The 26,099-nt window shown below is 62.7% G+C and carries 25 protein-coding genes; 8 read left to right on the top strand and 17 right to left on the bottom strand.

The features are described from left to right. Nucleotides 1-11 precede the first annotated feature (11 nt). From ACFZCE_RS12450 to ACFZCE_RS12440, 3 genes are read right to left on the bottom strand one after another with little or no spacing between them, the layout of a single operon-like run. Complete coding sequence (locus ACFZCE_RS12450; protein WP_390939262.1) at nucleotides 12-1,061, bottom strand: alkene reductase; 1,050 nt, start codon at nucleotides 1,059-1,061, stop codon at nucleotides 12-14. Nucleotides 1,062-1,075: 14 nt separating this feature from the next. Then, complete coding sequence (locus tag ACFZCE_RS12445) at nucleotides 1,076-2,242, bottom strand: MFS transporter (protein ID WP_390939260.1); 1,167 nt, start codon at nucleotides 2,240-2,242, stop codon at nucleotides 1,076-1,078. 14 nt (nucleotides 2,243-2,256) lie between these two features. Further along, nucleotides 2,257-2,559: an ArsR family transcriptional regulator gene (locus ACFZCE_RS12440; RefSeq protein WP_390939258.1), complete on the bottom strand. Its 303-nt coding sequence runs from the start codon at nucleotides 2,557-2,559 to the stop codon at nucleotides 2,257-2,259. A 127-nt stretch (nucleotides 2,560-2,686) separates the two neighbouring features. On the opposite strand from ACFZCE_RS12440, the gene ACFZCE_RS12435 reads away from it, so the two are divergent. Further along, on the top strand, nucleotides 2,687-3,259 hold the full coding sequence (locus ACFZCE_RS12435) for an ACP phosphodiesterase (RefSeq protein ID WP_390939256.1): 573 nt from the start codon (nucleotides 2,687-2,689) through the stop codon (nucleotides 3,257-3,259). A gap of 14 nt (nucleotides 3,260-3,273) precedes the next feature. On the opposite strand, the gene ACFZCE_RS12430 is transcribed toward ACFZCE_RS12435, so the two are convergent. The 8 genes from ACFZCE_RS12430 to bglX form a co-directional block, all read right to left on the bottom strand. After that, nucleotides 3,274-4,047 carry a 1-acyl-sn-glycerol-3-phosphate acyltransferase gene (locus ACFZCE_RS12430; RefSeq protein WP_390939254.1) on the bottom strand — a complete coding sequence of 258 codons (774 nt, stop codon included), beginning with the start codon at nucleotides 4,045-4,047 and terminating at the stop codon, nucleotides 3,274-3,276. Continuing rightward, the gene (olsB, locus tag ACFZCE_RS12425) at nucleotides 4,047-4,802 is read right to left on the bottom strand and encodes an L-ornithine N(alpha)-acyltransferase (RefSeq protein ID WP_390939252.1); all 756 of its coding nucleotides are present in this window, start codon (nucleotides 4,800-4,802) and stop codon (nucleotides 4,047-4,049) included. Before olsB ends, ACFZCE_RS12430 begins: the two co-directional genes overlap by 1 nt. A gap of 116 nt (nucleotides 4,803-4,918) precedes the next feature. Further along, nucleotides 4,919-5,611 carry an RES domain-containing protein gene (locus ACFZCE_RS12420; protein ID WP_390939250.1) on the bottom strand — a complete coding sequence of 231 codons (693 nt, stop codon included), beginning with the start codon at nucleotides 5,609-5,611 and terminating at the stop codon, nucleotides 4,919-4,921. Beyond that, nucleotides 5,605-6,009: an antitoxin Xre-like helix-turn-helix domain-containing protein gene (locus ACFZCE_RS12415; RefSeq protein ID WP_390939248.1), complete on the bottom strand. Its 405-nt coding sequence runs from the start codon at nucleotides 6,007-6,009 to the stop codon at nucleotides 5,605-5,607. The genes ACFZCE_RS12420 and ACFZCE_RS12415 overlap by 7 nt, the downstream gene beginning before the upstream one ends. 139 nt (nucleotides 6,010-6,148) lie before the next feature. Continuing rightward, on the bottom strand, nucleotides 6,149-7,471 hold the full coding sequence (locus ACFZCE_RS12410; protein ID WP_390939246.1) for an MFS family transporter: 1,323 nt from the start codon (nucleotides 7,469-7,471) through the stop codon (nucleotides 6,149-6,151). A 164-nt stretch (nucleotides 7,472-7,635) separates the two neighbouring features. Further along, nucleotides 7,636-8,961, bottom strand: coding sequence for a sigma 54-interacting transcriptional regulator (locus ACFZCE_RS12405; RefSeq protein ID WP_390939244.1), 1,326 nt, complete (start codon nucleotides 8,959-8,961; stop codon nucleotides 7,636-7,638). Beyond that, a complete protein-coding gene (locus tag ACFZCE_RS12400) occupies nucleotides 8,952-10,703 on the bottom strand; it encodes an ATP-binding protein (protein ID WP_390939242.1) in 1,752 nt (583 codons plus the stop codon). The genes ACFZCE_RS12405 and ACFZCE_RS12400 overlap by 10 nt, the downstream gene beginning before the upstream one ends. Nucleotides 10,704-10,766: 63 nt before the next feature. Then, entirely contained in the window at nucleotides 10,767-13,058 is a 2,292-nt protein-coding gene (bglX, locus tag ACFZCE_RS12395) for a beta-glucosidase BglX (RefSeq protein ID WP_390939241.1), read from the bottom strand. 203 nt (nucleotides 13,059-13,261) lie between these two features. Here bglX and ACFZCE_RS12390 point away from each other — a divergent pair, with 203 nt between their 5' ends. Next, nucleotides 13,262-14,461, top strand: a complete 1,200-nt coding sequence (locus tag ACFZCE_RS12390; RefSeq protein WP_390939240.1) for a methyltransferase — start codon at nucleotides 13,262-13,264, stop codon at nucleotides 14,459-14,461. A gap of 226 nt (nucleotides 14,462-14,687) precedes the next feature. Here the strand turns inward: ACFZCE_RS12390 and ACFZCE_RS12385 are convergent, their stop codons facing one another. Next, nucleotides 14,688-15,677: a DUF4917 family protein gene (locus ACFZCE_RS12385; protein ID WP_390939238.1), complete on the bottom strand. Its 990-nt coding sequence runs from the start codon at nucleotides 15,675-15,677 to the stop codon at nucleotides 14,688-14,690. A 123-nt stretch (nucleotides 15,678-15,800) separates the two neighbouring features. Here ACFZCE_RS12385 and ACFZCE_RS12380 point away from each other — a divergent pair, with 123 nt between their 5' ends. Next, a complete protein-coding gene (locus tag ACFZCE_RS12380) occupies nucleotides 15,801-16,892 on the top strand; it encodes a glycerophosphodiester phosphodiesterase family protein (RefSeq protein ID WP_390939342.1) in 1,092 nt (363 codons plus the stop codon). On the opposite strand, the gene ACFZCE_RS12375 is transcribed toward ACFZCE_RS12380, so the two are convergent. After that, nucleotides 16,886-17,104 carry a hypothetical protein gene (locus ACFZCE_RS12375; protein WP_390939236.1) on the bottom strand — a complete coding sequence of 73 codons (219 nt, stop codon included), beginning with the start codon at nucleotides 17,102-17,104 and terminating at the stop codon, nucleotides 16,886-16,888. The two genes, ACFZCE_RS12380 and ACFZCE_RS12375, sit on opposite strands and share 7 nt — an antisense overlap. A 163-nt stretch (nucleotides 17,105-17,267) precedes the next feature. On the opposite strand from ACFZCE_RS12375, the gene ACFZCE_RS12370 reads away from it, so the two are divergent. The 4 genes from ACFZCE_RS12370 (at nucleotide 17,268) to ACFZCE_RS12355 (ending at nucleotide 19,724) form a co-directional block, all read left to right on the top strand. Then, nucleotides 17,268-17,648 (top strand): hypothetical protein, encoded by a 381-nt coding sequence (locus tag ACFZCE_RS12370; protein ID WP_390939234.1) that lies wholly within the window; start codon nucleotides 17,268-17,270, stop codon nucleotides 17,646-17,648. Nucleotides 17,649-17,672: 24 nt separating this feature from the next. Next, entirely contained in the window at nucleotides 17,673-18,437 is a 765-nt protein-coding gene (gene tam / locus ACFZCE_RS12365) for a trans-aconitate 2-methyltransferase (protein WP_390939232.1), read from the top strand. Between the two features lie 78 nt (nucleotides 18,438-18,515). Further along, a complete protein-coding gene (locus ACFZCE_RS12360) occupies nucleotides 18,516-18,758 on the top strand; it encodes a hypothetical protein (RefSeq protein WP_390939230.1) in 243 nt (80 codons plus the stop codon). A 42-nt stretch (nucleotides 18,759-18,800) separates the two neighbouring features. Next, on the top strand, nucleotides 18,801-19,724 hold the full coding sequence (locus tag ACFZCE_RS12355) for an AlkA N-terminal domain-containing protein (protein WP_390939228.1): 924 nt from the start codon (nucleotides 18,801-18,803) through the stop codon (nucleotides 19,722-19,724). Between the two features lie 502 nt (nucleotides 19,725-20,226). Here ACFZCE_RS12355 and ACFZCE_RS12350 read toward each other — a convergent pair. The 4 genes from ACFZCE_RS12350 to ACFZCE_RS12335 all read right to left on the bottom strand — a co-directional run bounded on the left by ACFZCE_RS12350 (nucleotide 20,227) and on the right by ACFZCE_RS12335 (nucleotide 24,620). Next, entirely contained in the window at nucleotides 20,227-21,999 is a 1,773-nt protein-coding gene (locus ACFZCE_RS12350; protein WP_226506881.1) for a hypothetical protein, read from the bottom strand. After that, nucleotides 21,989-22,474, bottom strand: coding sequence for a hypothetical protein (locus ACFZCE_RS12345; RefSeq protein ID WP_065992339.1), 486 nt, complete (start codon nucleotides 22,472-22,474; stop codon nucleotides 21,989-21,991). Before ACFZCE_RS12345 ends, ACFZCE_RS12350 begins: the two co-directional genes overlap by 11 nt. After that, nucleotides 22,471-23,631, bottom strand: coding sequence for a dsDNA nuclease domain-containing protein (locus ACFZCE_RS12340; protein ID WP_065992341.1), 1,161 nt, complete (start codon nucleotides 23,629-23,631; stop codon nucleotides 22,471-22,473). Before ACFZCE_RS12340 ends, ACFZCE_RS12345 begins: the two co-directional genes overlap by 4 nt. A gap of 530 nt (nucleotides 23,632-24,161) precedes the next feature. Further along, a complete protein-coding gene (locus ACFZCE_RS12335) occupies nucleotides 24,162-24,620 on the bottom strand; it encodes a helix-turn-helix transcriptional regulator (RefSeq protein WP_065992342.1) in 459 nt (152 codons plus the stop codon). 189 nt (nucleotides 24,621-24,809) lie between these two features. On the opposite strand from ACFZCE_RS12335, the gene ACFZCE_RS12330 reads away from it, so the two are divergent. Beyond that, nucleotides 24,810-25,544, top strand: coding sequence for a metallophosphoesterase (locus ACFZCE_RS12330; RefSeq protein WP_065992343.1), 735 nt, complete (start codon nucleotides 24,810-24,812; stop codon nucleotides 25,542-25,544). Nucleotides 25,545-26,099 lie beyond the last annotated feature (555 nt).

The raw sequence follows: 26,099 nt of genomic DNA, 5'->3' as shown, positions 1-26,099 counted from the left end.
GCTGCTTCCCCCTACATCCGCGGGTAATCCAGATACCCCTTGGCGCCCTTGCCATAGAAGGTGCTGGTGTCTGGCTCGTTCAGCGGCGCATCGGCGGCCAGGCGCGCGGGCAGGTCTGGGTTGGCGATGAACGGCACGCCAAAGGCGACCGCGTCGGCCACGCCACGGGCGAGGGCGGCGTTGGCGCTGGCCTTGGTGAAGCGCTCGTTCATGATGTACGGGCCGCCAAAGGCGTCCTTGATCTGCGCGCCAAGGCTGTCGTCGGCTTCTTTTTCACGGGAGCAGATGAACGCGATGCCGCGTTTGCCCAGCTCGCGGGCCACGTAGGTGAAGGTTTCTTCGCGGTTGGCATCGCCCATGTCGTGGGAGTCTGCCCGCGGTGCCAGGTGCATGCCCACGCGGCCAGCGCCCCACACTTCGACTACCGCATCGGTGACTTCGAGCATCAGCCGCGCGCGGTTTTCCAGGCTGCCGCCGTATGCGTCGCTGCGCTGGTTGGTGCTGCTCTGCAGGAACTGGTCAAGCAGGTAGCCGTTGGCGCCGTGGATTTCCACGCCGTCGAAGCCGGCCGCCTTGGCATTCTCGGCGCCCTGGCGGTACGCCTCGATCACTTCGGCGATTTCTTCGGTTTCCAGCGCGCGCGGGGTGGGGAAGTCTGCCAGTGGGCGCACCAGGCTCACATGGCCCTTGGGTTGCACCGCGCTCGGCGCCACCGGCAGTTCGCCGTTCAGGTAGCTGGGGTGGGAAATCCGCCCCACGTGCCACAGTTGCAGGAAAATCCGCCCACCGGCGGCGTGCACCGCCTTGGTCACGTTGGCCCAGCCACGCACCTGGGCGTCGCTCCAGATGCCGGGGGTGTCGGGGTAGCCCACGCCCATCGGCGTCACCGAGGTCGCCTCGGAGAGGATCAGCCCAGCGCTGGCGCGCTGCACGTAGTACTCGGCCATCATCGCGTTGGGCACCCGGCCTTCATCGGCGCGGCAGCGGGTCAGCGGCGCCATGATGATGCGGTTGGGCAGTTGCAGGTCGCCCAGTTGGATCGGGTCGAAAATCGTCGTCATAGGTGGTGCCTCTGTCAGTGAGTGGCGGGGGCCAGGGTGGCGTTGCCGCCCCGGCTGAAGGTAATGAAGGTCAGCAGTAGCGCCAGCACGGCCAGCGCGCCAGCAGCGAGGGGGACCGACGTCAGGCCCAGGCCGCGGTCGATCACCGCGCCGCCGACCCAGGCGCCGAGGGCGTTGCCCACGTTGAAGGCGCTGATGTTCAAAGTGGAGACCAGGTTCGGCGCGGCTTGGCCAGCGCTGACCACGTTCACCTGCAGGGCCGGCACCGCGGCGAAGGCCGCCGCCGCCCAGAGGAACAGGGTGATCTCGGTGGGCACCAGCGCGTGGCTGGTCCAGGCCAGGGCAGTGGAGACCACCGCCATCGCGCCGAACACCAGCAGCAGGGTGGTGCTCAGGCGCCAGTCGGCCAGCTTGCCGCCAATGATATTGCCCAGGGTCAGGCCCAGGCCGATCAGCAGCAGCGTCCAGGTCACGCCGCGCGGCGACACCCCGGTGACCTCGCCCAGCAGCGGCGCTACATAGGTGAACAGGGTGAACATCGAGGCGGCGAACAGCGCGGTCATGCCCAGTGACAGCCAGATCGCGCCGTTTTTCAGGGCGCCCACTTCAGCGGCGAGGTCCAGCTTGGCTTCTTGCTGGTTGCGCGGCAGGTAGCGAATCAACCCGATGAAGGCCAGCACGCCGATCAGCGTGACCGCCCAGAAGGTCGAGCGCCAGCCGGCGGCCTGGCCCAGCGCGGTGCCCAGCGGCACGCCGAGCACGTTGGCCAGGGTCAGCCCGGTGAACATCAGCGCCACGGCCTGGGCGCGCTTGTTCGGCGCCACCAGGCTGGCGGCCACCACCGAGCCGATGCCGAAGAACGCGCCATGGCACAGGGCGGTGACCACCCGGGCGAGCATCAGCAGGTTGTAGTCGGCGGCCACCGCGCACAGCAGGTTGCCGAGGATGAACACGCCCATCAGCACCACCAGCGCTTGCTTGCGCGGCAGGCGGGCGGTGGCCAGGGCCATGAACGGCGCGCCGAGGGCCACGCCGAGGGCATAACCGGTGACCAGCCAGCCGGCGCCGGGGATGCTCACCTGCAGGTCGCTGGCCACCTCGGGCAGCAGGCCCATGATCACGAACTCGGTGGTGCCGATGGCGAACGCCGAGAGCGCCAGGATGATGAGGGAAAGCGGCATGGGGAAAATCCTTGTCAGAGCTGTTGGCTCAGTTGATCGAGAAAACGTTGCAGCGCGGCTTCGTCACGCTTGAAGAAGTGCCACTGGCCAAGCTTGCGGCTGGTCACCAGGCCGGCGCGTTGCAGCGTGGCCAGATGGGCAGACACCGTGGACTGCGCCATGGCGCAGCGCTGGATGATCTGCCCGGCGCAGACGCCGTGCTCATGCGGGTGGTACTGCTCGGGGAAGCTACCCTCCGGGTCTTTCAGCCAGGCCAGGATCTCCCGCCGCAGGGGGTGGGCAATGGCCTTGAGGATGTCGTCGAAGTCGTCGGGCATGGCAGCGGTGCGTCTGTGTATATCGGGTTTGAGCGAAATTTAGATCGGCCCAGGGCGATGCACAAATGCCTGGCAGGCATGGTGCTTATCGATGCCAGTGATACAGATGCCGGTGTAAGCTTTGCCTATGAACTACCTCGCGCACCTTCACCTGGGCGGCCCGGCGCCGCAGCAACTGCTCGGCAGCCTCTATGGCGATTTCGTCAAGGGGCCGCTGGCGGGGCAGTACGCGCCCACCCTGGAGGCGGCGATCCGCCTGCACCGGCAGATCGACCGCTACACCGACCAGCACCCCCAGGTGCTGGCGGCGCTGGCGCGCTTCCCGAGTGCGCGGCGGCGGGTGGCGGGGATCGTTCTCGACGTGTTCTTCGACCACTGCCTGGCCGCCCATTGGCAGGACTACGCCGCCGAGCCGCTGGGGCGCTTCACCGCCGAGGTGTACCGGGTGCTGCGCGCCACCCCCGACCTGCCCGGGCGCCTGGCGCAGATCGCCCCGCGCATGGCCGCCGATGACTGGCTGGGCGCCTACCGGGATTTCGACACCTTGCACGCGGTGTATGCCGGGATTGGCCGGCGCCTGTCACGGGCGGGGGTGATGGACGGGGTCATGGCTGAGCTTGAGCCGCTGTATGACGACTTGCTCGAGGATTTTCGGCTGTTCTACCCGCAGTTGCAGGCGTTTGCGGCGGGGCAGCGGTAGGTAGGGCCGGCCGCTTAGGCCACAGCCCCCGCCACCGCCTCGGGCACGGCCTGCGGCGCCCTTTGCAGTACCGTGCGCACCGCGCCCTGCGCCGCGTGGGCCAGCGCCGCGCGTTCCTGGCCACGGCTGGCGATGGGCGGCAGCAGGTGCACTTCTACGTCGATCGGGCCAGCGCTGAGCACGCGCATCAGGTGCGAGAGCATGTCGTCGTCGCCCACGAACGGCGCCACGTCGCAGGGCTGGCCGTTGCGCAGGTAGCGCAGCGCCACCGGCTGCACCGGCGCGCCGCTTTCGACGGCGCAGGCCAGCAGGCGGCCGTGGAAGGTCCGCACATCGCGGCCGTCGGTGGTGGTGCCTTCGGGGAAGATCAACACCGGGCCACGGCGGTGCAGGTGTTCGGCCATGTCCTGGCGCAGGCGTTGGCTGTCGCCGGCGCCGCGGCGGATGTAGAACGTACCGGCGCGGGTGGCCAGCCAGCCGGCCACCGGCCAGCGGCGCACTTCATCCTTCGACAGAAAGCTGATCGGCGCCAGTTGGCCGATCACGGCGATGTCCATCCACGACACATGGTTGCTCAGCCACAGCATCGGCGTGGCCGGCAACGCGCCGTGCACCTGCACGCGCAGTGGCAGCGCCCGGCACAGCGCCGCCATGAAGCGGCGCATGCAGCGCTGCGGCAGGCCATGGCGGCCGGGGACCTTGAAGCGCTCGAGCAGCATCAGGCTGGCGGCCATGGCCAGGCCCATCAGCACCACCAGCAGCATCCACAGCAGGCGAACGGCGCGCATCACACGGCCGCCTTGAAGTGGCGGGCGTAGCGCGGGCACAGTTCGTCGCGCTTGAGCAGGATGAACACGTCGGCGACCTGGAAGTCCTGGTCCCAGCAAGGCTCGCCGCAGATTTTCGCGCCCAGGCGCATGTAGGCTTTGAGCAGCGGCGGCATTTCCGCGATCAGGTTGGCCGGTACGTCGAGGTTCGGCAGCGGCGTGCGCGGTTCGGCGCGCAGGTTCTCGGTGCACAGGTGGCGCTCGCGCAGGCGCTGCATGATCGCCTCGGCCTGCAGGCCGCCGTCTTGCATCGGGATGCTGGCGCAGCCCATCAGGTAGCTGTAGCTGCCCTCGTTGAGCACCTCGGCCAGCTCGCTCCAGAGCACGGCGATGGTGCCGCCGCTGCGGTAGGCCGGGTCTACGCAGGTGCGGCCGATCTCCAGGATCGGCCCTTGCAGGTGGCCGAGGCCGTGCAGGTTGAATTCTTCTTCGCTGTAGAAGCGGCCCACATGCTGCGCGGCGCGGTGGTCGAGCAGGCGGGTGGTGGCGACCAGCTCGCCGCTGGCGAGATCGCGCACACCGATGTGGGTGCACCAGGCGTCGAAGTCGTCTTCGTCCAGGCCCCGTTCGGCGCCTTTGAGGCGGGCGTTGAACTCGGCGCTGAATACCCGGAAGCGCAAGGCCTGGGCTTGTTCGACCGCCGCGGGGCCGATCAGGCGCTCGGCGCGCAGTTGGCGTTCGGGGCGGCGTGCGGCGGTGAGGGCGATCTGGGACATGACAGGTCTCCTAAAGCTGGCCTGGGGTGCGGCCGGTCGGCTAAGTTCGGCCAGCTCAGGCTATGTAGGAGGGGTGTCATGATCGTTACGGTTGGGTGATGGTTGTGTGACGCCGCTCAGGCGTTCGAAAGCTGGTTGACCCCGGTGATCGCACCGTTCCAGATCATCTCGTAATGGGCAGCTTGCACCACCGAGGTCACCCAGCGCGGGGTCATCAGGGCCCAGCACAGTTGCCCTGGCGCGCGCACCGAGTGGTAGCGCAGCCCGGCGCAGCCAGCCCGGTGTGCCTGCCTGCCCAGTGCATGGGCGTGGCTATAGTCGTCGGCCGCATAGAGCGGCGCGGTGGCCGGCAGCACCGTGGCATCGCGCACGCCGGTTTCGCTGAACTGGCAGCACAGGCCGCGAAACACGAAGCGCTCGTAGCTCAGGCCGGTGACCCGCGACCAGTAGGCGTTCTGATGGTGGCGCACCTCGGCGATCGCCGTGGCCGGGGTGTCGGCCAGATACAGCACCCCGTAGCTGCCGTCGCTGAAGCGCGAGCCGGCCGGGTTGACATGGGTGAACGGCGCCGCCGCATAGGAGCAGCCCGGGATGCCGAAGGGGATGTCGCCCAAAGGGATCAGCTCGAGCCGGCCCACTTCGTTCTGCAGCCTGGGGTTGGTCAGTGCCTGCAGTTGGTAAAGTGCCTCGAATTCAGAAGCATCGGCCACATCGTCGAACACGTTGATCGGCGGGTACTTGGAGTTCACCAGCCGGTAGGCCTTGAGCGGGTCGCCCTCGCGCGGCGGCAGGTCTTCGAGCATCACCATTGGGCGCCGCGCAGTGCATCGATGCGGCGGAACACCTCATACAACGACACCATGTCGCCCTGGGCCATGATGGCCAACGGGCTACGGCCATTGAAAAACGGGTTGTGGTTTTCCAGCGAGGGGAAGCCGTAGACGTTTTCCGGGTTGTCGAAGATCACCCGCAACGCCGCGTGGATGTTCAGCACGAAGCTGATGCGCTCGAGTTGGTCGAGGTCCAGCGCCATTGCCCGGGTGGGCTCGGCCTGGCGCGCGCGGGTGTAGGTGCTGCGGGAAATACGCAGGATCTGGCACGCCTGCTCGCTGCTGGCCTGCCATTTTTCGAGGATGCGCAGCGCGGCGCGAAGGCCGGCCAGGCTGTGTTCCTTGTTCAGGTTCAGGGCCAGTGCTGAGGTGGGCATGCGGGGCTCCTTTTGCGTCTATGGAGCCCACTATAGCCTTTTTGAAGCTGTGGATCAAAAAGCATCGGGTTGGCTGCATGGCCTGATGGGCGAGGGGGCATCAGGCCATGCAGGCCAACCGCAATGGCGCGGGGTGCGCTCAGTCGGTTTCGATCCGCGAATGTTTGCGGGTGTCTTTCATGAACAGATACACCAGCAGCGACACGCCGATGCAGGCGGTCACGTACCAGTAGTAGCCGCTTTCAAAGCCCCACTGCTTGAACTGCAAGGCCAGCAGCTCGGCGGTGCCGCCGAAGATCGACACCGTCAAGGCGTACGGCAGGCCCACGCCCAGGGCGCGGATTTCCGCCGGGAACAGCTCGGCCTTGACCACGGCGTTGATCGCCGTGTAACCGCTGACGATCACCAGTGCCGCCATGATCAGCCAGAACGCGCCCCACAGGCTGGTCACCGAGCTCAGGGTGTTGAGGATTGGGTAGGTGCACAGGGTGCCGAGCACGCCGAAGGTGATCAGGATCGGCCGCCGGCCGATGCGGTCGGAGAGCGCGCCAACCAGCGGTTGCAGGCACATGAACAGGAATAACGTGGCGGCGGAGATCAACGTGGAGTCGGCCTTGGTCATGCCGACGCTGTTGACCAGGTACTTCTGCATGTAGGTGGTGTAGGTGTAGAAGGCCAGGGTGCCGCCCATGGTCAGGCCGACCACGGTGGCCAGTTCCTTCGGGTGGCGCATCAACAGGCGGAAGGTGCTCTCTTGGCGTTTTTCCTGGGTTTTGGCGAACGATTCGGTTTCTTCCATGCCGCGCCGCAGGTACAGCGCGACCACCGCGCACACCGCGCCGATCACGAACGGCACGCGCCAGCCCCAGGCGTACAGTTGCGCTTCGGTCAGGGTTTGCTGCAGCACGATCAGCACTGCCAGGGCGATCAACTGGCCGGAGATCAGCGTGACGTACTGAAAGCTTGACCAGAAGCCGCGGTTTTTCTGGTCGGCCATTTCGCTGAGGTAGGTGGCCGAGGTGCCGTATTCACCGCCGACCGACAAGCCCTGCAGCAAGCGTGCAACCACCAGCAGCACTGGCGCGGCAACGCCGATGGTTTCGTAGCCGGGGGTGAGGGCGATCAGCAGCGAGCCGAAGCACATCAGCAGCACCGAGGCCAGCAACGCCGCCTTGCGGCCTTTTTTGTCGGCGTACACGCCCATCAGCCAGCCGCCGATGGGGCGCATCAGAAAGCCCACGGCAAAGATGGCCGCGGTGTTGAGTAACTGCGCGGTCTGGTCGCCCTTGGGGAAAAACACCGCGGAAAAATACAGCGAAAACGCCGCGTACACGTACCAGTCGTACCATTCGACCAGGTTGCCGACCGAGCCGCTGAAAATCGACTTGAGGCGCGAGCGCTGGGTCTTGGCCGGGGCCGCGGCCGCCACGCCCGGTGCGGGAGGGGTAATCGAGTTCATCACGTAACCTTCTCTTGTTGTTTTACCGCGCGCCCAGTGGCGCCGATGGTGATCGAGAGAGCAGGGTTCGTGCCAATGTATAAGTAATTGAAATATAAGTGTTTTATTTGAATCTATAAGCAAGAATCCGCCGATGGCGGCGCCTGGCATAAGCGGATTCTTGCCGATCAGCCTAGAAAGGCTTCGCGCGCCAGGCCGTGGCGCTGCATCTTCTCGTTGAGGGTGCGCCGCGGTATTTGCAACTCGTGCATCACCGCCCTGATGTCGCCCTTGTGGCGGGCGAGGGCGGCGCGCAGGCACTGGGCTTCGAAGGCCTCGGCCTGGGCCGCCAACGAGCCACCTTCGGCGGCTTCGGCGTACGGCGTGCCCAGGCCCAGGGCATGGCGTTGGGCGGCATTGGCCAGTTCGCGCACGTTGCCCGGCCAGTCGTGAGCCAGCAGCGCGGCCAGTTGCGGGGGGCTCAACGGCGGCAGCGGGCGGCCGGCGCCCTCGGCGGCCAGGCGGGCGAAGTGCTCGAACAACAGCGGGATGTCTTCGCGGCGCTGGCGCAGTGGCGGCAGGCGCAGTTCGGCCACGTTCAGGCGGTAGGCGAGGTCTTCGCGAAAGCGCCCGGCGCGGGCTTCGTCAAGCAGGTCGGGCTTGGTCGCGGCGACGATGCGCAGGTCTACCTCGATGCTGGCGTTGCCGCCCAGGCGCTCCAGCCGCCGCTCTTGTAGCACCCGCAGCAGCTTGGCTTGCTGGGCCAGCGGCAGGCTTTCGATTTCGTCGAGAAACAACGTGCCGCGGTGGGCGAATTCCAGCTTGCCGATGCGCTTGCCTTGGGCACCGGTGAAGGCGCCGCTTTCATGGCCGAACAGCTCGGCCTCGAACAACGCCTCGGGGATCGCCGCGCAGTTCAGCGCCACGAACGGCCCGGCCGCGCGCGGGCTGAAATCATGCAGGCAGCGCGCGACCAGCTCTTTGCCGGCGCCGGTTTCGCCGCGCACCACCACGTTGACCGGCAGCCCGGCCATGTTCAGCAATTGCTCGCGCAGCGCCCGCAGTGGCGCCGAGGCGCCCAGCAAGCGCGCTTGCAGCTCGCCCGCCTGGCCGGCGCGCTGGTGCAACTGGCGGTTCTCCAGCACCAGCCGGCGGGTTTGCTGGGCCCGTTGCAGGGCGCGCTGCAGGTGCTCGGGGTCGAAGGGTTTTTCCAGGAAGTCGTAAGCACCGCCCTGCATGGCCTGCACCGCCATCGGCACATCGCCATGGCCGGTGAGGAGGATCACCGGCAGCGCTGGGTCGCGCGCCTGCACTTCGGCGAGCAGGCCCAGGCCGCCCAGCCCGGGCATGCGCACATCGCTGACGATCACCCCGGGGTAGTCGGCCGGCAGCTCGGCCAGGCAGGCCTCGGCGCGCTCGAGGGTGCGCACTTGCCAGCCGCACAGGCCGAGGAATTGTTCGATCGCGGCGCGGATGCTGGCTTCGTCGTCGATCACGTAGGCATTCAGGGGCATGGGGCGGTCTCGGCTACGGGCAAGGTGAGGGTGAAGCAGGCGCCAGGCGGCTGGTTGGCGGCGCTGAGCTGGCCGCCGTGTTCCTTGGCGATTTCCGCCGACACCGCCAGGCCCAGGCCCAGGCCGACGCCGGCCGGCTTGGTGGTGAAGAAGGGGTCGAACAGCCGCGCCAGGTGCGCGTCGGCGATGCCACCGCCGTTGTCGGCCACCACCAGCCGCCACTGCCCGGCCTCGCCCAGCAGCGCGATGCGCAGCCGCGGTTGCGGCTGGCCGGCCATGGCGTCGAGGGCGTTGCGCAGCAGGTTGACCAGCACCTGCTCCAGGCGCAGCGGGTCACCCAGCACCGGCGCCGGCCGCGCCAGTTGCAGCTCGCACTGGGTGCCTTCCTGTTTGAAACGGCTGGCCAGCAACTGCACGGCTTGGTCCACCACCTGGGCGAGGTCGAGTGGCTCGCGCACGCCTTGCGGGCTTTTACGGGCGAAGCTCTTCAGGTGTTGGGTAAGGGCGTTCATGCGTTGCACCATCTGTTCGAACGGCCCGAGCGCCGCGCGCGCTTCGTCGACGCGGCCGTGGTCGAGCAACAGCCGCAGGCTGGCCAGCTGCATGCGCTGGGTGGTCAACGGCTGGTTGATTTCATGGGCCAGGGTGGCGGCCATCTGCCCCAGTGCCGCCAGCCGCGCTGAATGCACCAGGCCCTCCTGGGCGATGCGCAGCTCGCGGGTGCGGGCCTCTACCTGGGTTTCGAGGTCGCGCTGGTGGTGCCGCCGTACCCGCGCCAGGCGCAGGCGCTGGTAGCCATACAGCAGGCCGAAGATCAGGCACAGCCAGGCGCTGGCCGCGCCCAATGCGGCGTTGCGCTGGCGCTCCGGCTCGCCCTGCCAAGGCCGCAGCAGGTGCAAGGTCCAGCCTTCGGCGGGCAGCGGCAGGGTTTCCCAGAGGTAGTCCGCGCCCTCGATGCGGGCCAATTGGCTGTTGGCCGCCAACGGCCGCAGTGGGGTTGCATCCAGTGGCGCCAGCGGCTGGCGGTCGTACTGGCGGGTGCCGGCCAGGGCCTGCTGGTCGAGGCGGTCCAGCGGGCGCAGCAGGCGGTAGCGCCAGCGCGGTTCGCTGGCCAGGAACACCACCCCGCGGCTATCGCTGACCAGCAGGATGTCGCGGTCTTGCTGCCATTGTTGCTCCAGTTGCGGGAACTCGAGCTTCACCACCATGGCGCCGAGGAAGCTGCCGTGCTCGTCGAGCACCGCGCTGGACAAAAAATACCCCGGGATGCCGCTGGTCACCCCCACCGCGTAAAAGCGCCCGCTGCCCTGGCTCAAGGTTTGCTGGAAGTACGGGCGGAACGCGTAGTTATGCCCCACGTAGCTGTGCGGCGTGCGCCAGTTGCTCGCCGCCACCGCCAGGCCGTGGCGGTCGAGCAGTTCGAGGGTCGAGGATTGCGCCGCGCCATTGACCTGCTCCAGCTTGAGGTTCAGCGCCTGTTGCCGCTCGGGGCTGAGCGGCCCGCGCAGGGCGGTGATCAGTTCAGGGTCGAGCGCCAGCACCGCGGGCAACGCGCGGTAGCGTTCGATCAGGGTATTGAGGTTGTGCGCGTAGAGGTTCAGCCGCTGCGCGGACAGCGTGGAGTCTTCGAGCAGTGCCTGCTCGGCGCTGTGGCGCAGGGCGGCGCCCGCGGCGAGCAGGGTGCCGGCCACGATCAGCAGCACCAGGGCTGCCAGGCGCAGGTTTTTGTAGGAATGGGCCATGGGGGCGAACCCTACCACGGCGCCTGGGGCGCCGGGGTAGGGCATGCTCTGAAAAAGCGCCGGTTACAACAGCTCGAACGAGGCCTGCTTCACATCGTTGGAATCCAGCCCGATCTGCACGTCGAACTGGCCGGGCTCGGCCACGTGCTTCAATTGCTGGTCGTAGAACTTGAGCATGTTCACGTCGATGTTGAAGCGCACCACTTGCTGCTCACCCGGTTGCAGCAGCACCTTCTCGAAGCCCTTGAGCTCTTTGATCGGCCGCGCCATCGAGGCGGCGCGGTCGTGCAGGTACAACTGCACGGTGGTTTCGCCGGCCAGCTTGCCGGTGTTGCGCACCGTCACGCTGGCCTCGACGCTGCCGCCGGGCTTGAGGGTGGCGGCCGAGAGCTTGACGTCCGAAACATCGAACTGGGTGTAGCTCAAGCCGAAGCCGAAGGGGTACAGCGGCGAGGTGTCGGCGTCGAAGTACTGCGAGCGGTAGTTACCCGGTTCGCCCGGCTGCACTGGGCGGCCGATGGTCGGGTGGTTGTAGTACATCGGGATCTGCCCCACCGAGCGCGGGAAGGTGATCGGCAGCTTGCCCGAGGGGTTGTAGGCGCCGAACAACACATCGGCAATGGCGTGGCCGCCTTCGGTGCCGGAGAACCAGGTTTCCAGCAACGCGTCGGCCTGTTCGTTCTCGCGTTCCAGCGACAGCGGCCGGCCGTTCATCAGCACCAGCACCAGGGGCTTGCCGGTGGCGCGCAGGGCGGTGATCAACTGCCGCTGGGTATCCGGGATGGCCAGGCTGGTGCGGCTCGCCGACTCGTGGCTCATGCCACGTGACTCACCCACCGCGGCGACGATCACGTCGCTGCTGGCGGCCACCTTCAACGCTTCGTCGATCATCTCCTGGGCGGTGCGTGGGTCAGGTTGCACCTCGGTGTGGTCGAGGATGATGTTGTTGAGGAAGACGATGCTGTTGCGGTCGTCGGTGACGTTCGCGCCACGGGCGTAAAGCACCTTGGCGCTGTTGCCCACGGCCTCACGAATGCCGTCGAGCACGGTGACCGTCTGCTTCGGCAGGCCGGCGGCGGACCAACTGCCGAGCATGTCGGTGTGCGAGTCGGCCAGCGGGCCGATCACGGCGATGGTGCCTTGCTTGCGCAGCGGCAGCACATGGTTGGCGTTCTTCAGCAGCACCAGGGTGCGGCGCGCTACGTCGCGGGCGTCTTCGCGGTGCAGGCGGGTTTCGGCGTTGATGTCGGCCGGGTCGTTTTCCTTCTTGCCGATGCGCCGGTACGGGTCGGCGAACAGGCCCAGGTCCCACTTGGTCGAGAGCACTTCACGCACGGCGGCGTCGACCTCGCTTTGCGGCACCTTGCCTTGCTCGATCAGCTTGGGCAGCGACACACCGTAGGCCATGTCGTTCATGCTCTGGTCGATGCCGGCCTTGATCGCCTGGCGCGCGGCGTCGGCGGCGTCTACCGCGACGCCGTGCTTGATCAGCTCGAGGATCGCGCCGTGGTCGCTGACGGTCAGGCCCTTGAAGCCCCAGTCCTTGCGCAGCAGTTGCTGCATCAGCCAGGTGTTGGAGGTGGCCGGCACGCCGTTGATCGAGTTCAGCGCGACCATCACCCCGCCGGCACCGGCGTCCAGCGCGGCGCGGTAGGGCGGCAGGTAGTCGTTGTACATGCGCTGCGGGCTCATATCGACCACGTTGTAGTCGCGCCCGCCTTCGACCGCGCCATACAGGGCGAAGTGCTTGACGATGGCCATGATGCTGCCCGGCTCGCTGGCGTTCTTGCCCTGGAAGCCGTGGACCATCGCCGCGCCCATTTTCGAGACCAGGTAGGTGTCTTCACCGAAGCCTTCGCTGGTGCGGCCCCAGCGTGGGTCGCGGGCGATGTCGACCATCGGCCCGTAGGTCATGTCGAGGCTGTCGGCGCTGGCCTCGGCGGCGGCCACCTGGCCGACCCGGGTCACCGCGGGCAGGTCCCAACTGGCGGCCAGGCCCAGGCTGATCGGGAACATCGTGCGGTGGCCGTGGATCACGTCGTAGGCGAAGAACATCGGGATGTGCAGGCGGCTGCGCAGGGCGGCCTCTTGCATCACCCGGTTGTCCCACGGCACCACCGAGTTGAAGGTCGCGCCAATGTGCCCGGCGGCCAGCTCTTGCTGGATCTTCTCCAGGTTCATGTCCGGCCCGATGCTGATCAGCCGCAGTTGGCCGATCTTCTCTTCGAGGGTCATGCGTTGCATCAGCTCGCTGATGAACGTGTTCTTGTCCTGGGTGGGAGGGGTGTACGCGGCAGCGAAAGAGGTGTTCCACGCCAGGCCCGCGGCCAGGCCGAGCATATACAACTTGTTCATCAATGGAGGATTCCCGGGGGTGCGAACTGCTAAATCGGCGAACGGCGCGTGCGCGCGCCTGTTGTTGTGCAAAGGCTGGCCTTTTTTAACCCATCGCCACTGGGTTATCCAGTGAAGAGGGCCGCGACGGCGGTGATTGTTGCAATTAGAATGGTCCATTTAGTATCCGCGTGTTTCACGCCGTCCAAGAGGCTTTCAATGCCATGCCTGCTGTAAACACCGACCTTGATGCGCGCGAGCGGTTCCTTGAGGCCTTGCGCCAGAGCGTGGCGGCAGGCCAATTGGTCAAGCTGGTGCTGGCCCGCCACGTAGGGCCCACGCCAGAGCTGGAGCGCATCACCGTCAAGCCGATGCAGATCAAGGGCCAGCCACGGCTGGGCTTCGTGCTGCGGCATAAAACCCGCGACCTCACCCGCCACCTGGCGCCTGAAGAGGGGTTGCAGCAGATTGCCGCGCACCTGCCGGCGGATTTTCGCAACGCCCACCTCGATACCGAAAACGACACCTGGCAGCTGGAATTCAGCAAAAAGGGCAAGCCGATGCTGCACCACGCCAGCGTGGCCAAGCCGGTGGCCACCGCGCCCCAGGCCCACGACCGCGAAAAACATCGTTACCTCACCTTGCAGCGGCCGTTTCTCGGCGCCCTCGGGGTCACCGACGCGCGCGGGCAGTTGATCCCGGCGATGTCGCGCAAATGGAAGCAGATCAACAAGTTCGTCGAGGTGTTCGACCACGCCCTGGCCAGCAGCCCGCTGCGCGATGCGGCCAAGGTCAGCGTGGCGGACTTTGGCTCAGGCAAGGGCTACCTGACCTTCGCCGTGCACGACCACCTCACCCACACCCTGGGCCGCGAGGCGGATGTGACCGGCGTCGAGCTGCGCCCGGACATGGTCGAGTTGTGCAACCAGGCCAGCGCCAGCGCCGAACACCCGGGCCTGCATTTTGAATGCGGCGACGTGCGCTCGGTGATCCCGGCGCAACTGGACGTGATGATCGCCCTGCACGCCTGCGACATCGCCACCGATTACGCCATCCATACCGGCATCCAGGCCGGCGCGGCGATCATCCTCTGCTCACCGTGCTGCCACAAAGAGCTGCGCCCGCAAATGCGCAGCCCCGAGGTGCTCGGGCCGATGCTGCAATACGGCCTGCACATGGGCCAGCAGGCCGAGATGGCCACCGACGCCCTGCGCGCGCTGTTGCTCGAGGCCAGTGGCTACGACACCAAGGTGTTCGAATTCGTCTCGCTGGAGCACACCAGCAAGAACAAGATGATCCTCGCGGTCAAACGCCCACAGCCCCGCGATGCCGCGCCGGTGATGGCCAAAGTGCAGGCGTTGAAGGCGTTTTATGGGGTGCGGACGCAGTGTTTGGAGGGGCTGTTGGGTGGGGAGCAGGTGTGATGGATAAACACCTGTTCGACACGCTGCAATTGAGCGTGCAGCACATCAACGGTATCGAACGCGGCGAACTGCAACCTTCGCGCGTTTTTGAAGTAAACGCGTTGCAGGTCAAGTAGGGCCGCCGCGCACCGGAAGGCCCTGCGCGCGCGCTGCTGCCTGCCATTCATAACGCCCCGGCCCAGGTATTGGCGGCGCTGGAACCATGAGCTGACCGCGTTTGCAGGGGTCAGCCGGCCACCTTATGCAACAACCCCGGCGCCCCCAGCGGGTGGCTGGTGGCATCGAAGAACGCCAGCGGCGCCACGGCCCCCAGCAACTCGGTATAACGCGCCTTCTGGCTGACCACCCAGGCATCGCTGAGCGGGAAGATCGACACCGCCAGGCGCTCAGGCCGGGCGCTTTGAATGGCCTGCAGCAGGTGCGCGTCCTGCTTGCCCAACTGGTGGCCGAAGATGCACAGCGGCCCCCGGTGGCTGGCCAAGGCCTGCAGGGCGGCGCTGAGGTAAGCGTTCTGGCCGATGGTGCGCAGTTTGTCTTCGCTGCGGCCTTCGTTCACCAGCAGGGGCACATCGCCTGGGGTGTTGATCGCGAAGCCGTCGAGCAACTCGCTGCCGCCGGCGCTGCGGCGGCGGGTGCTGCCGTCGCGGTTGCGGATCAACTGCAAGCCACCGTGCAGGTAGAACACGCGCGTGGCTGGGCTGTGCAAGCGCCGTGGGTCGAAGCCGTGGTCGGGGTCCATCAGGTCGTCGAAACCCTCTACCGCGTGCCACACCGCCCAATGGCAGAGCAGGTCGTAGTTGCTGCTGTACACCGTGCTGTAGCGGCGCAGCTCGGCGTTCATGGCTGCCAGGCTGCTCGGGTTGAGCTGCTGCCAGCCGATGTGCACGCTGCGCACGGCGTGGATCAGCGCTTCCTTGATCGAGTAATAGCGGTTCAGCGGCGCGGTCGAGCTGATCGCCAGCGCGGCGTTCACCCGTGAGGTGGCGCCCAGTTCGATCAGCACCTGGGTAAAGTTTTCGCTGCCCAGGGCCTTGAACAGCGCCTGGTCGGTGAGCGCCAGCGGCCGGTTACGAACCTTCTGCGCCAGCTCGTAGAGCGAATCGTAATTGAAGCTGCGCCACACCGCGCGGCTGGCGCCGTTGCCCAGCAGCAGGCCAGTGCCGGCGCCGGGGCCGGCCCAGTCGGCGAGAGTCGCGTCGAATTCAGCAGTTGCCATGGTACGGGTTCGGGTTCTTGGCGGTCGATGGGCGCGACTGTAGCACGTGCCACCTGCCTGCAATGCGCAGCGGCGACTATGCTCTTTGCCTTCTCATCGCCAAAAGGACGCATACCGATGCCGTTGCCCCGCCGTTTCAGCCTGGCCGTAGTGGCCGCTTCCCTGGCCCTGGCCTCCCCGCTGGTGCACGCGCAAACCCCCGCGCAAGTGGCCAAGGCCGCGAACATTCCGCACCCGGCGGTGATCGCCCACCGGGGTGCCTCGTTCGATGCGCCGGAGTCGACCCGCGCGTCGTACCTCACCGCCCGTGACCTGGGTGCCGATTACCTGGAAATGGACCTGCAACGCACCAAGGACGGCGTGCTGATCGCCCTGCACGATGAAAACCTCACCCGCACCACCGACATCGCCACCCGCTACCCCGAACGCAAGGACCAACCGGTCAGCGCCTTCACCCTCGCCGAGTTGAAGGCGCTGGACGCCGGCAGCTGGTTCAATGCCGCCTACCCCGAGCGCGCGCGGCCGAAGTTCGCCGGCCTGCAGGTGCTCACCCTGGATGAAATCATCGACATCGCCGAGGGCAACCCCCAGCGCCACCCGGGCCTGTACATGGAAACCAAGGTGCCGAGCCTGTTCCCTGGCATCGAGCACGACCTCAAGCTGAAGCTGCAGCAGCGTGGCTGGCTGACCGCCGGCGGTGAAGTCGCGCCCGGCAAGCACGTGGTGCTGCAAACCTTCGAAAAACCCAGCCTGCAACTGCTGGCCAAAGAGATGCCCAAGGTGCCGAAAATCCTCCTGCTGTGGGTGGGTGATGGCAGTATCGAGGCGAAATCCAACGTGCCCTTCGCCCAGTCCGGCGCCAAAGACAAAGCCGCCTACTACGCCCAGCAGCAACCCAAGGACAAAGCCGCCTTCGAGCAGTGGGTCGACTTCGCCAAGGCCCAGGGCGCGATCGGTACCGGCCCATCAGCGGCGCTCACCCACGGCGGCGAGCAAAGCTACATGGACCTGGTGCAGCCCTGGATGAACCAGTACACCCACGGCAAGAACATGCTGGTGCACGTGTACACCGTGGATGACCCGGTGGATTACAAGAAGGTGATGGACGCCGGCGTCGACGGCATCTTCACCAACCGCGCGGCCGAGTTGCTGAAGTTCTACGGGCGCCCGGCCAAGGCCACGGTCGCCCAGGTGCTGGAGCAGGAAGGCTACTGAGCCGGCGGCAGGCGCAAGGTGGTGATCGCATGGCTGATGGTGTCGGCGTTGCGGTCCAGAGTGTCGAGGGCGCCGCGGATGTTTTCCGCCAGCGCGTCGTCCTCGGCGCGCACCTCAGCCCACAGCGCCAGCTCCTCGATCGAGGCGGCCAGGGCGACCTGGTTTTCGTAGAGCTTCTCGAGCACCACGCTGAGCTCGTGGAGGTTGATCATTATTCTGCTCCTCGGGGGTTACAACACTGACCCCCGCCCGCGCCCAGCGTTCGATGGGCACGCTGGCGGTGCGCTAACATGAAATCGCCAGCACCGGCTGGCCGGCACGCCGGCCATTGGCTAGAGTGGCTGGCTTTCAGCCCTATGTTTTCGAGGATTGCGCATGAAGGCTCGTAACCTGCTGTGGGGTGCCTGGCTGGCCGCCGGCCCGGTGTTGGCCGGTGGCTATACCCACGCGGACATCTGCAAGGCGGTGGTGGCGCTGGAAGTGGGCCATGAGATCTCGCGGATGCGCATCACCCACAGCGGCAATACCCCGGAGATCGTCTACATCCACAAAGGCAGCCCGCAGCGCTCGCAGTACCGCTGCCAGTTCTCCGGTGAGGAGAAGGTCAGTTGGGCCAGCTACCAGGACGACAAGAAAAGCCCCGGCCGCTGGCATGAAGAAGGCGCCCTCAGCTACGTGCAGAAGGGCACCCATTTGATCGTCAAAAGCGCCAAGGGGCGTGAGCGGGAGTTCGCCACTCGGGATTTCCGCCAGTAACTGCAGCGAACAGGAGGTGTAGCAATGTCGTGGTCAGCCCGCCAGTACAGCCAGTTCGAGCGTGAACGCACGCGCCCGGTTCGCGACCTGGTCGCGGCGATCCAGGTGGGCCAGCCGCGGGTGGCGGTAGACCTGGGCTGCGGCCCGGGCAACTCCACCGAAGTGCTGGCCGAGCGCTTTCCCGAGGCGCAGGTCACCGGCCTGGACAACGCCGAAGACATGCTCGCCGCCGCCCGTGCCCGGCTGCCGGCGCTGAGCTTCGAGATGGCCGACATCGGCAACTGGGCGCCGGATGCCCACTACGATGTGATCCTCGCCAACGCCTCGCTGCAATGGGTGCCGGCCCACGAGCAGTTGTACCCGCACCTGGTGAGCCGCTTGAACCCTGGCGGCGCGCTGGCCGTGCAAACCCCCGACAACCTCGAAGAGCCCGCCCACCGGCTGCTGCGCGAAACCGCTGCGCAAGGGCCGTGGGCCAGCAAGTTCGACGGCTTCGCCCTGCCGCCACGGCACGATGCGGCCTTCTACTATCGCTTGCTGCGCGGCCACTGCAGCGAGGTGGAGGTATGGCGCACCACCTACTACCACGCCCTGGCCGGCGGCCCGGCGGCGGTGGTGGAGTGGTTCAAGGGCTCGGCGTTGCGGCCCTACCTGGCGCGCTTGGATGAACACGAACACAGCGCCTTTCTCGCCCAGTACCAGGCGGCGGTGGGCCAGGCGTATGGCCAGCTCGAAGACGGCACCGTGCTGCTGCCGTTCCCGCGCCTGTTCGTGCTCGCCACCCGCTGAGCGGCGCTGAACTTGGGCCCGCCGGCGCGCTCCTAGGCTCATGCCCGCGCCGCGGGATCCACTTCCAGGAGCCGCACCATGGTATTACCGCAGGATTCGGTACAGGCCCGCGTTGCCGAGCGCATCAACGCCATCGCCAGCGCCGACTTCGACGCCCTGGCCCTGAGCAACTACACCACCACCGTGGGTTACCTCTATGCGCTGCGTGACTTCCACCTGGTCGATGACCAGCAATGGGAGCGCTGGCTCGAGCAGGCGCGGGAAACCTACAGCCAGTGGTCTGGGCGGCAGGCTCAGGATGAGCGGTTGGGGTTGCATTGAGGGCGTTGCACCACCCAGCGTGGTTGTGGTGCCATGGCGCCCATGAAAATCACCCACGGCCACCCCACCGACGAACTCGAGCTGCCCTACCAACCCCCCTTCGACTGGCCGCGCATGCTGCGGTTTTTCGGCGGCCGCGCCAGTGCGGGCGTGGAGGCGGTGGAGCAGGGGCAGTACCTGCGCACCGTGCATTGGCAAGGGCTGCCCGGCAGCCTGCGGGTGCGCGATGACCCCGCCCGGCAGTGCCTGATCGTACAGGCCAGCGGCGAAGCCAGCCGTGCACTGGGCGCGATGCAAGCCAAGCTGCGCGGGGTGTTCGACCTGGCCACCGACCCCGGCGCGGTGCGCCAGGGCCTGGCCCATGACCCGTGGCTGGCCGGCCTGCTCGACCGGGCGCCGGGGCTGCGCATCCCCGGGGCCTGGTCGGCGTTCGAACTGGTGGTGCGCACCATCGTCGGCCAGCAGGTCAGCGTAAAGGCCGCCACCACCATCACCGGGCGCTTGGTGCAACGCGCTGGCGCCCCGGCGCCGAGCCCGTTCCATGAGGCCGCGCCCTGGTGTTTCCCCACCCCCGCGGCGCTGGCCGCGGCCAACCTCGAGCGCATCGGCATGCCGGGCAAGCGCGTGGCGGCCTTGCAGGGCTTCGCCCAGGCAGTGGCGGAGGGTGCGTTGCCGCTGGAGGATGCCGAGCCGGATGTTGCACAACTGCGCGCCGCGATGCTGGCCCTGCCCGGCATCGGCCCCTGGACGGTGGAGTACACCGCCATGCGCGCCTGGCGCGACACCGACGCCTGGCCGGCCACCGACCTGGTGCTGATGCAAGCCATCGCCCTGCGCGCGCCCGAACTGGCGAAGCCGGCGCAGCAGCGCCATTACACCGAAAGCTGGCGGCCCTGGCGGGCATATGCGGCGATGCATCTGTGGAACGAGATTGCCGATCGCGCGGGGGCGGCGCGTGGGGGGTAGCTGGAAACTGAAGAGAAAAGCTGGGAGAGCAGGGCGCTGCGGAGGGAGAAACTGGAGCGGGTAGAGGGAATCGAACCCTTATAGGACAAGACTTTAGGAAACTGTGTATGTGTGTAGCCATACCTACATCTTGGAATGGAACATTAGCGTGTATATGTGTATATGAGGTAGGCTATTTCCAGGGCCTCCTTCAAATTGACTATCGCTACAGCCTGGCTCCGGTGTCGGCTCACATGTGAGTAAGGGACTCGGATAAAGGCCAATTCGCCTGCACCCTGAATGCACCGCCTCTTCAGGCGCCACCTACCTACCATTCTGTTTCGATGGTGGCGACTGCGGCCCAAAAAAGGGGGCGATAGGTCACCGACGGCGCGGGATGTGGGGATGGCTTTGCGGAGAGGGTGAGAGCTGGTCGAGTGTTCCATTAACCGAGCTTGATCGCGCACCGATTGGTGCGCGGGATTCGATTTCTTAGGATCGATCAGACTGACTCCGGAGGCACCTATTCTAGTGCTTCTGGTGACCCCAAATACATCGGTTCACCAGAAGTGACGAAGCCCGGCAACCATTCTTCATCTGTTTCCTCATTGGGCGTATATCGATAACTGGAGGTCGAAAATATCACCTGGCCATTGTGTCTCGCTGCGACAGTCCGCAATTCCTGGACGTACGAGTCAAGGTGCTCATTTGGAATATCCTGCTGTTTAGGCGTGTCTAGAATGAGTACTCTGAACGGTGACAGTGGGTCGATGAGGCAAATTTCAAACAGCGCAGCATGGTAGGCCAGGACAGTCCTGGTTTTTGAACTGCCCTTGAAGATGTCCAGCTTTTCCTCTCCCATGGTTGGCTTCAGATAGGAATCAACGGTCACCAACTGAGGTATGGTTCTCGCATGCAGAATGCCGAGCCATTTCGTCATGCCTTCGGAAAGGCGCAGCCGCAGTCGTACAATCTCAGATGACTGCTCTTGCGTTCGTTGCAAGGATTCATAGAGGGTAAGGGCTCGATCACGACGTTCGATGAGTTTTGCATGCTGGGCATTCTGGTCATCGACTTTTTTGTACTTTTCTTTTTCCTGTTGCAGTTCGAAAAGATCAGTCGTGGTACGACTGATTGCCTCGATGAAGGCCTCTACCCCCGATTCTCGCTCAGCAAGCGTTCTCTGGTGAGTCAAGTCTTCAATCTGCTTTTCCACAGTAGTCCTGGCGGTATGGACGGCTTCAGCTAGCTGCATATTCGCTGCCGTAGATATTTCTAAATCTTTAATCTGGTCTTTGAGATAGAGAAGGCTTTTGCCATAGGACTCAGCACTGGCCATGAACATGCCGCAGTTTGGGGTGCTGCATAACTCGGAGAAGAGGACAAATGTCCGTCTTGCATCTTCGTTTAAACTGAGTGTCTCGATCTCACTTTCAATTTCTTGCTTAATGGTGTTGAATCCAGAAATCTTGGATTCCAAAAGATTTTGCTGCTGTAGAAGCTGTCTGAGTTGATTTTGACGTTCGAGAAAAATTTCATCTAAGCTGGAGATGGCCTCACTTTTTATATTTTTGGAGTGTTTTAGACTCTGCATGCGCTCTTTGGCGGCGGTTATAAGCTTCTCAACACTTTCTATGTTTCTTTTGGGAAGTGGTAGGTCTTGCTGGAGTCTCTCAAGCAGTTTACGACTCGCGACAACGCTGGTGTGCAGGTGGTCAATTTCTTTGCGGACGTCAATTGATTTTCGTTTTTTGTCGTAAATATTCAAAGCTGGCAGTTTGTTGATCAAACGTACCATTTCTGTATATTGGTCTTTGATAAAATTTTGTCGTGGCGAATAAAAGTCAGAGTACCCCTTGTCTTGGTCTAAATAGAATAGGGGTATCAGTCCAGTGAAATAGGGGGGTGTGGGAGTTCCGCTAGATGTAATCAAGCGGTCTGTTTTTATACCTAGCTCTTTAAAAATAAAACTAGAAAGATCTTCATCATTGTAAAAGCGGTCAACCGTTTTCTCATTTTCTCTGATGGTGACATCGAATTTTTCGGCGATGACGCGCTCAAATGAAAACAGCCTTGTGCCTATATTAATGGTTAGTCTAGCGAGTCGGCAGTTTTGGGTAATGTCCGCCCTAAACTTTATGTCGAGGCCTAAGCAAAAGAGGATCGACATTATAAGCGGAGTTTTACCGCTTTCGTTGATTGCATAAAGTTGAGTGATAACTTCGCCAAACCTTAGCTCACCCGAACCCCAACCTGATGGGCCATTAGGTATAATTTCAAGAGTTTCAAATCTCATGAAGCTTCGCCTCTTCTGCGTTTTCCTTACAAATGTTCCGATAGGCCCGCTGAGCGGTCAGCAGAAATAAACATAGTTTCGTGTTCTCTTCTGTAAGCTTGTCTAGGATTTTACGTCCAGAGGTGGTGGTCTCAACTCTGTAGGTGTTTTTGTTAACCTTTACAAACTCGGCGGTCTCCAGAAAGGTGAGCGCGCGCACCGTCCGGATTCTTAGGTTTGCTGACCACCCCAACTCTTGACTAGAACCCTTGAAAGTCGACAGGCTCTGCTCGAAACACATGCCAACAAACATGCCTATCTCATCGGCCCTAGGCTTCGAACTGCCTTTGCCGAGTAGCATGATCGTCAGCGCAATCAAAGGCATGTGAAACAAGCTTTCATTTTGTAAAGCGTCTTTCCGAGAACGTGGCGCACTGTGTGTAATGAATCCATCTGCCTCTTCGCTGGCGATATTAATAGCTTCTAATATGCTCATGAGACCTCTCCTCTAACCAACTCGGATAACACTGCCCCAAGGGTTAGTTCGAGAGTGATGTCCTCACGGCAAAGCTGTACTTTGAGTGCGGCATTGAGGGTTCTTACTTCAAGTGTAAGGTCTGGCATTTTTATTGTGCCCCATGCCAGTTTTCGAGCAGATTCAATTATCATTTCAGTGGCTACTGTCATGAGAAAGTCAGGAAGCTCGTGGCGATGTATACGATGCCAGCTTTCCCATTGGCATTTGTATCCAGCAAATGTGTCGACGGTGTTTGCTGAAAACCCTGACCTCAAAAGCATTTTTTGAAGAATAGATGCGGATTTTAGTGCTTTCTCATCCCCACCAGCTCGCAGCATCTCGTAGGTAGACTTTGTGATAGAAAGCGTATTAAGCACGTCATCTATGCAAATGCTCGCAAAGCTGTCCAAATCCTTTTCTTGAATGTTGAAGTTGAGTACGCCAGATGATTTTTCTTCAATGCAGGACAAAAGTTGAATGATGATCTTTTTTACTTCGTCAGGCGTGAGGTTTATTTCGCTGTATCGGAATATCTTACTAGAAGCTAGTGACACAAAGAGCTCGTCATCTTCGTCAAGGATGCTGTGTCTAGGCTCTATCTTCAAATGTGATAAAAACTCAATAACGTCTTGCTGATCCTTGCCGTCTAAACTTAATATTAGCTTCTTAGTCTCTGCGATGAGAGCAGATGTGTGGTCTCCGATGGTGCCTTTTTGTTCGATTTCGGCGATGATGGCTTCTACTTCATCATCGAAGTTTATATTTGTCTTGATCTCGATAGAGTGACAGCTATCCCCAAAGTTTTCGATATGCAGCAGAAGTTTTCCTGCAAAGCTGTCGGGCAATGCATGCTCCGGGTTTTTCTTTGGTCGTTTTTTTAAGCCAAATACTTCGAGTATGGTGTAGCGATAATTAAGTTGGGATTTTGTTTTGACTTGGACGAATCGGTACTGTGCCTTTGAGTCTGTGACGTATTTTACGACATAGTCTTCATGGTAGTCGCAGTAAATTCTCTCAATGTCTTTGTTCTCTAGTAAGGCCAGGCTTTCAATTGTAGCAGCCCTGAACTGAGCGCGAAAACGATTAATCGTGTCTCTACCTGATTGCTCTCGGGTGGCTACTTCATGTAATTTCATTTAAAACACCGATGAATATCGTTGGGGGCGGTGCCATCCGATATAGGCTTGATCTGGCGTTGGTAACAAGAATTGACTATTTCATAAAAAACTTGAAAACAATCGCGCGTAGTCGCTGAGCGTACGGCCAGCGGAGCGCTGGTGATGGCCACGATCTTCAAATCGCACTGAACGAGTGCTGAGGCCTTCACGGCGCGTGAGGCTGATTCAGAATACAGATAACGAGGGGAGGCTTCGAAATGTGTCGGCCTCAGTTCTATTACGGTTCGCGATGTCACAGCTGCCGTCCTGGCTAGGTAATAGTGGCCAAAAGATGGCGCCTAGATTAACCGGTTCTCGATAGGTGGGGAAGATGGTCATGACTTTGGTCGAATTACCCAGGAGAGCATTCAGCCTTCGCCCATGAGCCTTCAACGGCAAACAGATCGTCCTACGTTCTAATGGGATCAAGCGCAAAAGATGAATGCACTCATCCATCATGGTATGGCCTGTCCGCCCATCAGCCGATCAAGCGAGCTAGCCTGACTAATTTATAAATTCCAAAGATCTGCGACGGTCGATTTTGCGAGCTTCAGCCTCTGAGCCGCTTCACGCTGGGTCATGCCTGCAGCTTTGCACTCCTGGACGGCCTCAAGCCGCTTCTGGCGCTCGTGAACTCGGCTGACCATCGCTCCGTTTTTGACCTGGCGATCCAATGCATCAAAACCACCCGCCACTTCAAAAGCGTCCAGCTCAGATTGCACAACCTGCAAGATATTGGAGGCGGCTTGATCAGAACTCGAAACAGCTCCGAGCACCATGAGAGTGATGGGGTGTATTCCGACGGCTTGAGCGATCTCATCAAGCTTGCCGAGCGTAACGTCCGACTTGCCTTGCTCGATGCGATAGACAAACTTCCGATCAGCAGCTTCCCCAAGATCGCTCTGCGCGAGTCCTCGTATGGCCCTGACTGCTCTGAGAGCGGCAGCCAAGCCTGCGCGATTCGACATTGGGTTTCCTCAAAAGTGAGGATGTAGCCATGTTGCACTGCCCGGAACTACGGTCTATATTGCCCATTCCGGGCACGGCTATTGCCTTGTCGATGGTTTCTGCCGTCCGGTCGCTGAAAGCGCTGAGCCTTCGCGGGTGCATGGTTTCGCTATGAAATATCAATAATCACCTAAATCGAGTTTAGCCGCATGCGACTGTATGTCGTCTCAGACCTTCACAACGAATTTCATCTCTTCCATCCGCCAGCCCTTGATCCCGCTGTCGACTTGGTCATCCTTGGCGGTGATATCGATAAAAAGGCAAGGGGTGTGAAATGGGCCAATGAGACATTCAGTTGCCAAGTCGCGTATGTCTGCGGTAACCATGAGTTCTATGACGGGCATATCGACCGCACGCTGCAGAAGATGAGAGACGCTGCCGAGCCTCACGTCCATGTGCTCGAAAATGACCTCGTCATCCTCAATGACATTCGGATCTTGGGCACGACCGGATGGACTGATTTCAGCTCTACTGGCAGTCAAGTTGCAGCGACAGCGATGGCTTGGGAGCGTATGAACGACTTCAACTATATCCGCATCGATGCAGGGTATCGACGTTTGAGGCCGGCTGATCTAATCGTCCGAAATCACATGGCCAGAGCCTGGTTGGCGCAGGAGCTCGCGAAGCCGTTTCAGGGGAAGACTATCGTGGTCACTCACCATTCCCCGTCCTCGGCAGTAGTCGGAGGCAAGCACGAGGGGAATCTCAATGCCGCCTATACAAACGACTGGCCCGAGTTAATTCAGGAGGCTGATCTCTGGATCTTTGGGCACACCCACGAATTTGTCGACGTGGAGTTGGCGGGTTGCCGAGTTGTTTCAAATCCTCGTGGCTACCCCAATGAATCAACGGGCTTTGATCCCTTTTTTGAGATTGAAATCTGAGGAGCGCATGTGCTTTGAAATCAAACGTTATTCGTCTCACAGGCTGCGAGTCCCATCGTAGCGGAGCGCAGGGGCATTCGCCGCCGAGCGAGGTTGCTCAGGCGAAGTCTCAGGAATGGGGCGTCTTTGTAGATGCGTATCTCGTGGATGCTGCACGCGTCGGCAATCGTTACGCAGCTACCGTCTATTGTGATCAGTCGGGCTCGCCCGATGGGGCGACTGTGGCGACTCCCCCGGTACGGGAAATTTCGAAGAAAGGGGGCTTCGCGCTGCTTCAAACCATCGATGCTCAAGATCATTACGTCATAGCCTCGGAGCACGTTACCCCGGGGTGTGACTAATGGCGACCGTCGTAGATTGGCCGCCACAGGTTCTGGCTGCAGCTGCCTTGAAATTCACCACGCCAGTAGGTGCATTCTTGTGGATGCCGGAGGTTGAATTCCCGTGTCTGGTCGGTCGGGTGTTTATGGATCTGAGCAGTAGATTTCAGGACGGACGTATGATCCGTACGTCACAGATCATACGACTGCAGGAAGAGCGGGGCTGGACGATAGC

Origin of the sequence: Pseudomonas sp. NPDC007930 (genome assembly GCF_042958985.1) — a bacterium.
In the GTDB taxonomy this organism is placed as follows: Bacteria; Pseudomonadota; Gammaproteobacteria; order Pseudomonadales; family Pseudomonadaceae; genus Aquipseudomonas.
This window is presented reverse-complemented; position numbering and strand designations above follow the sequence as displayed.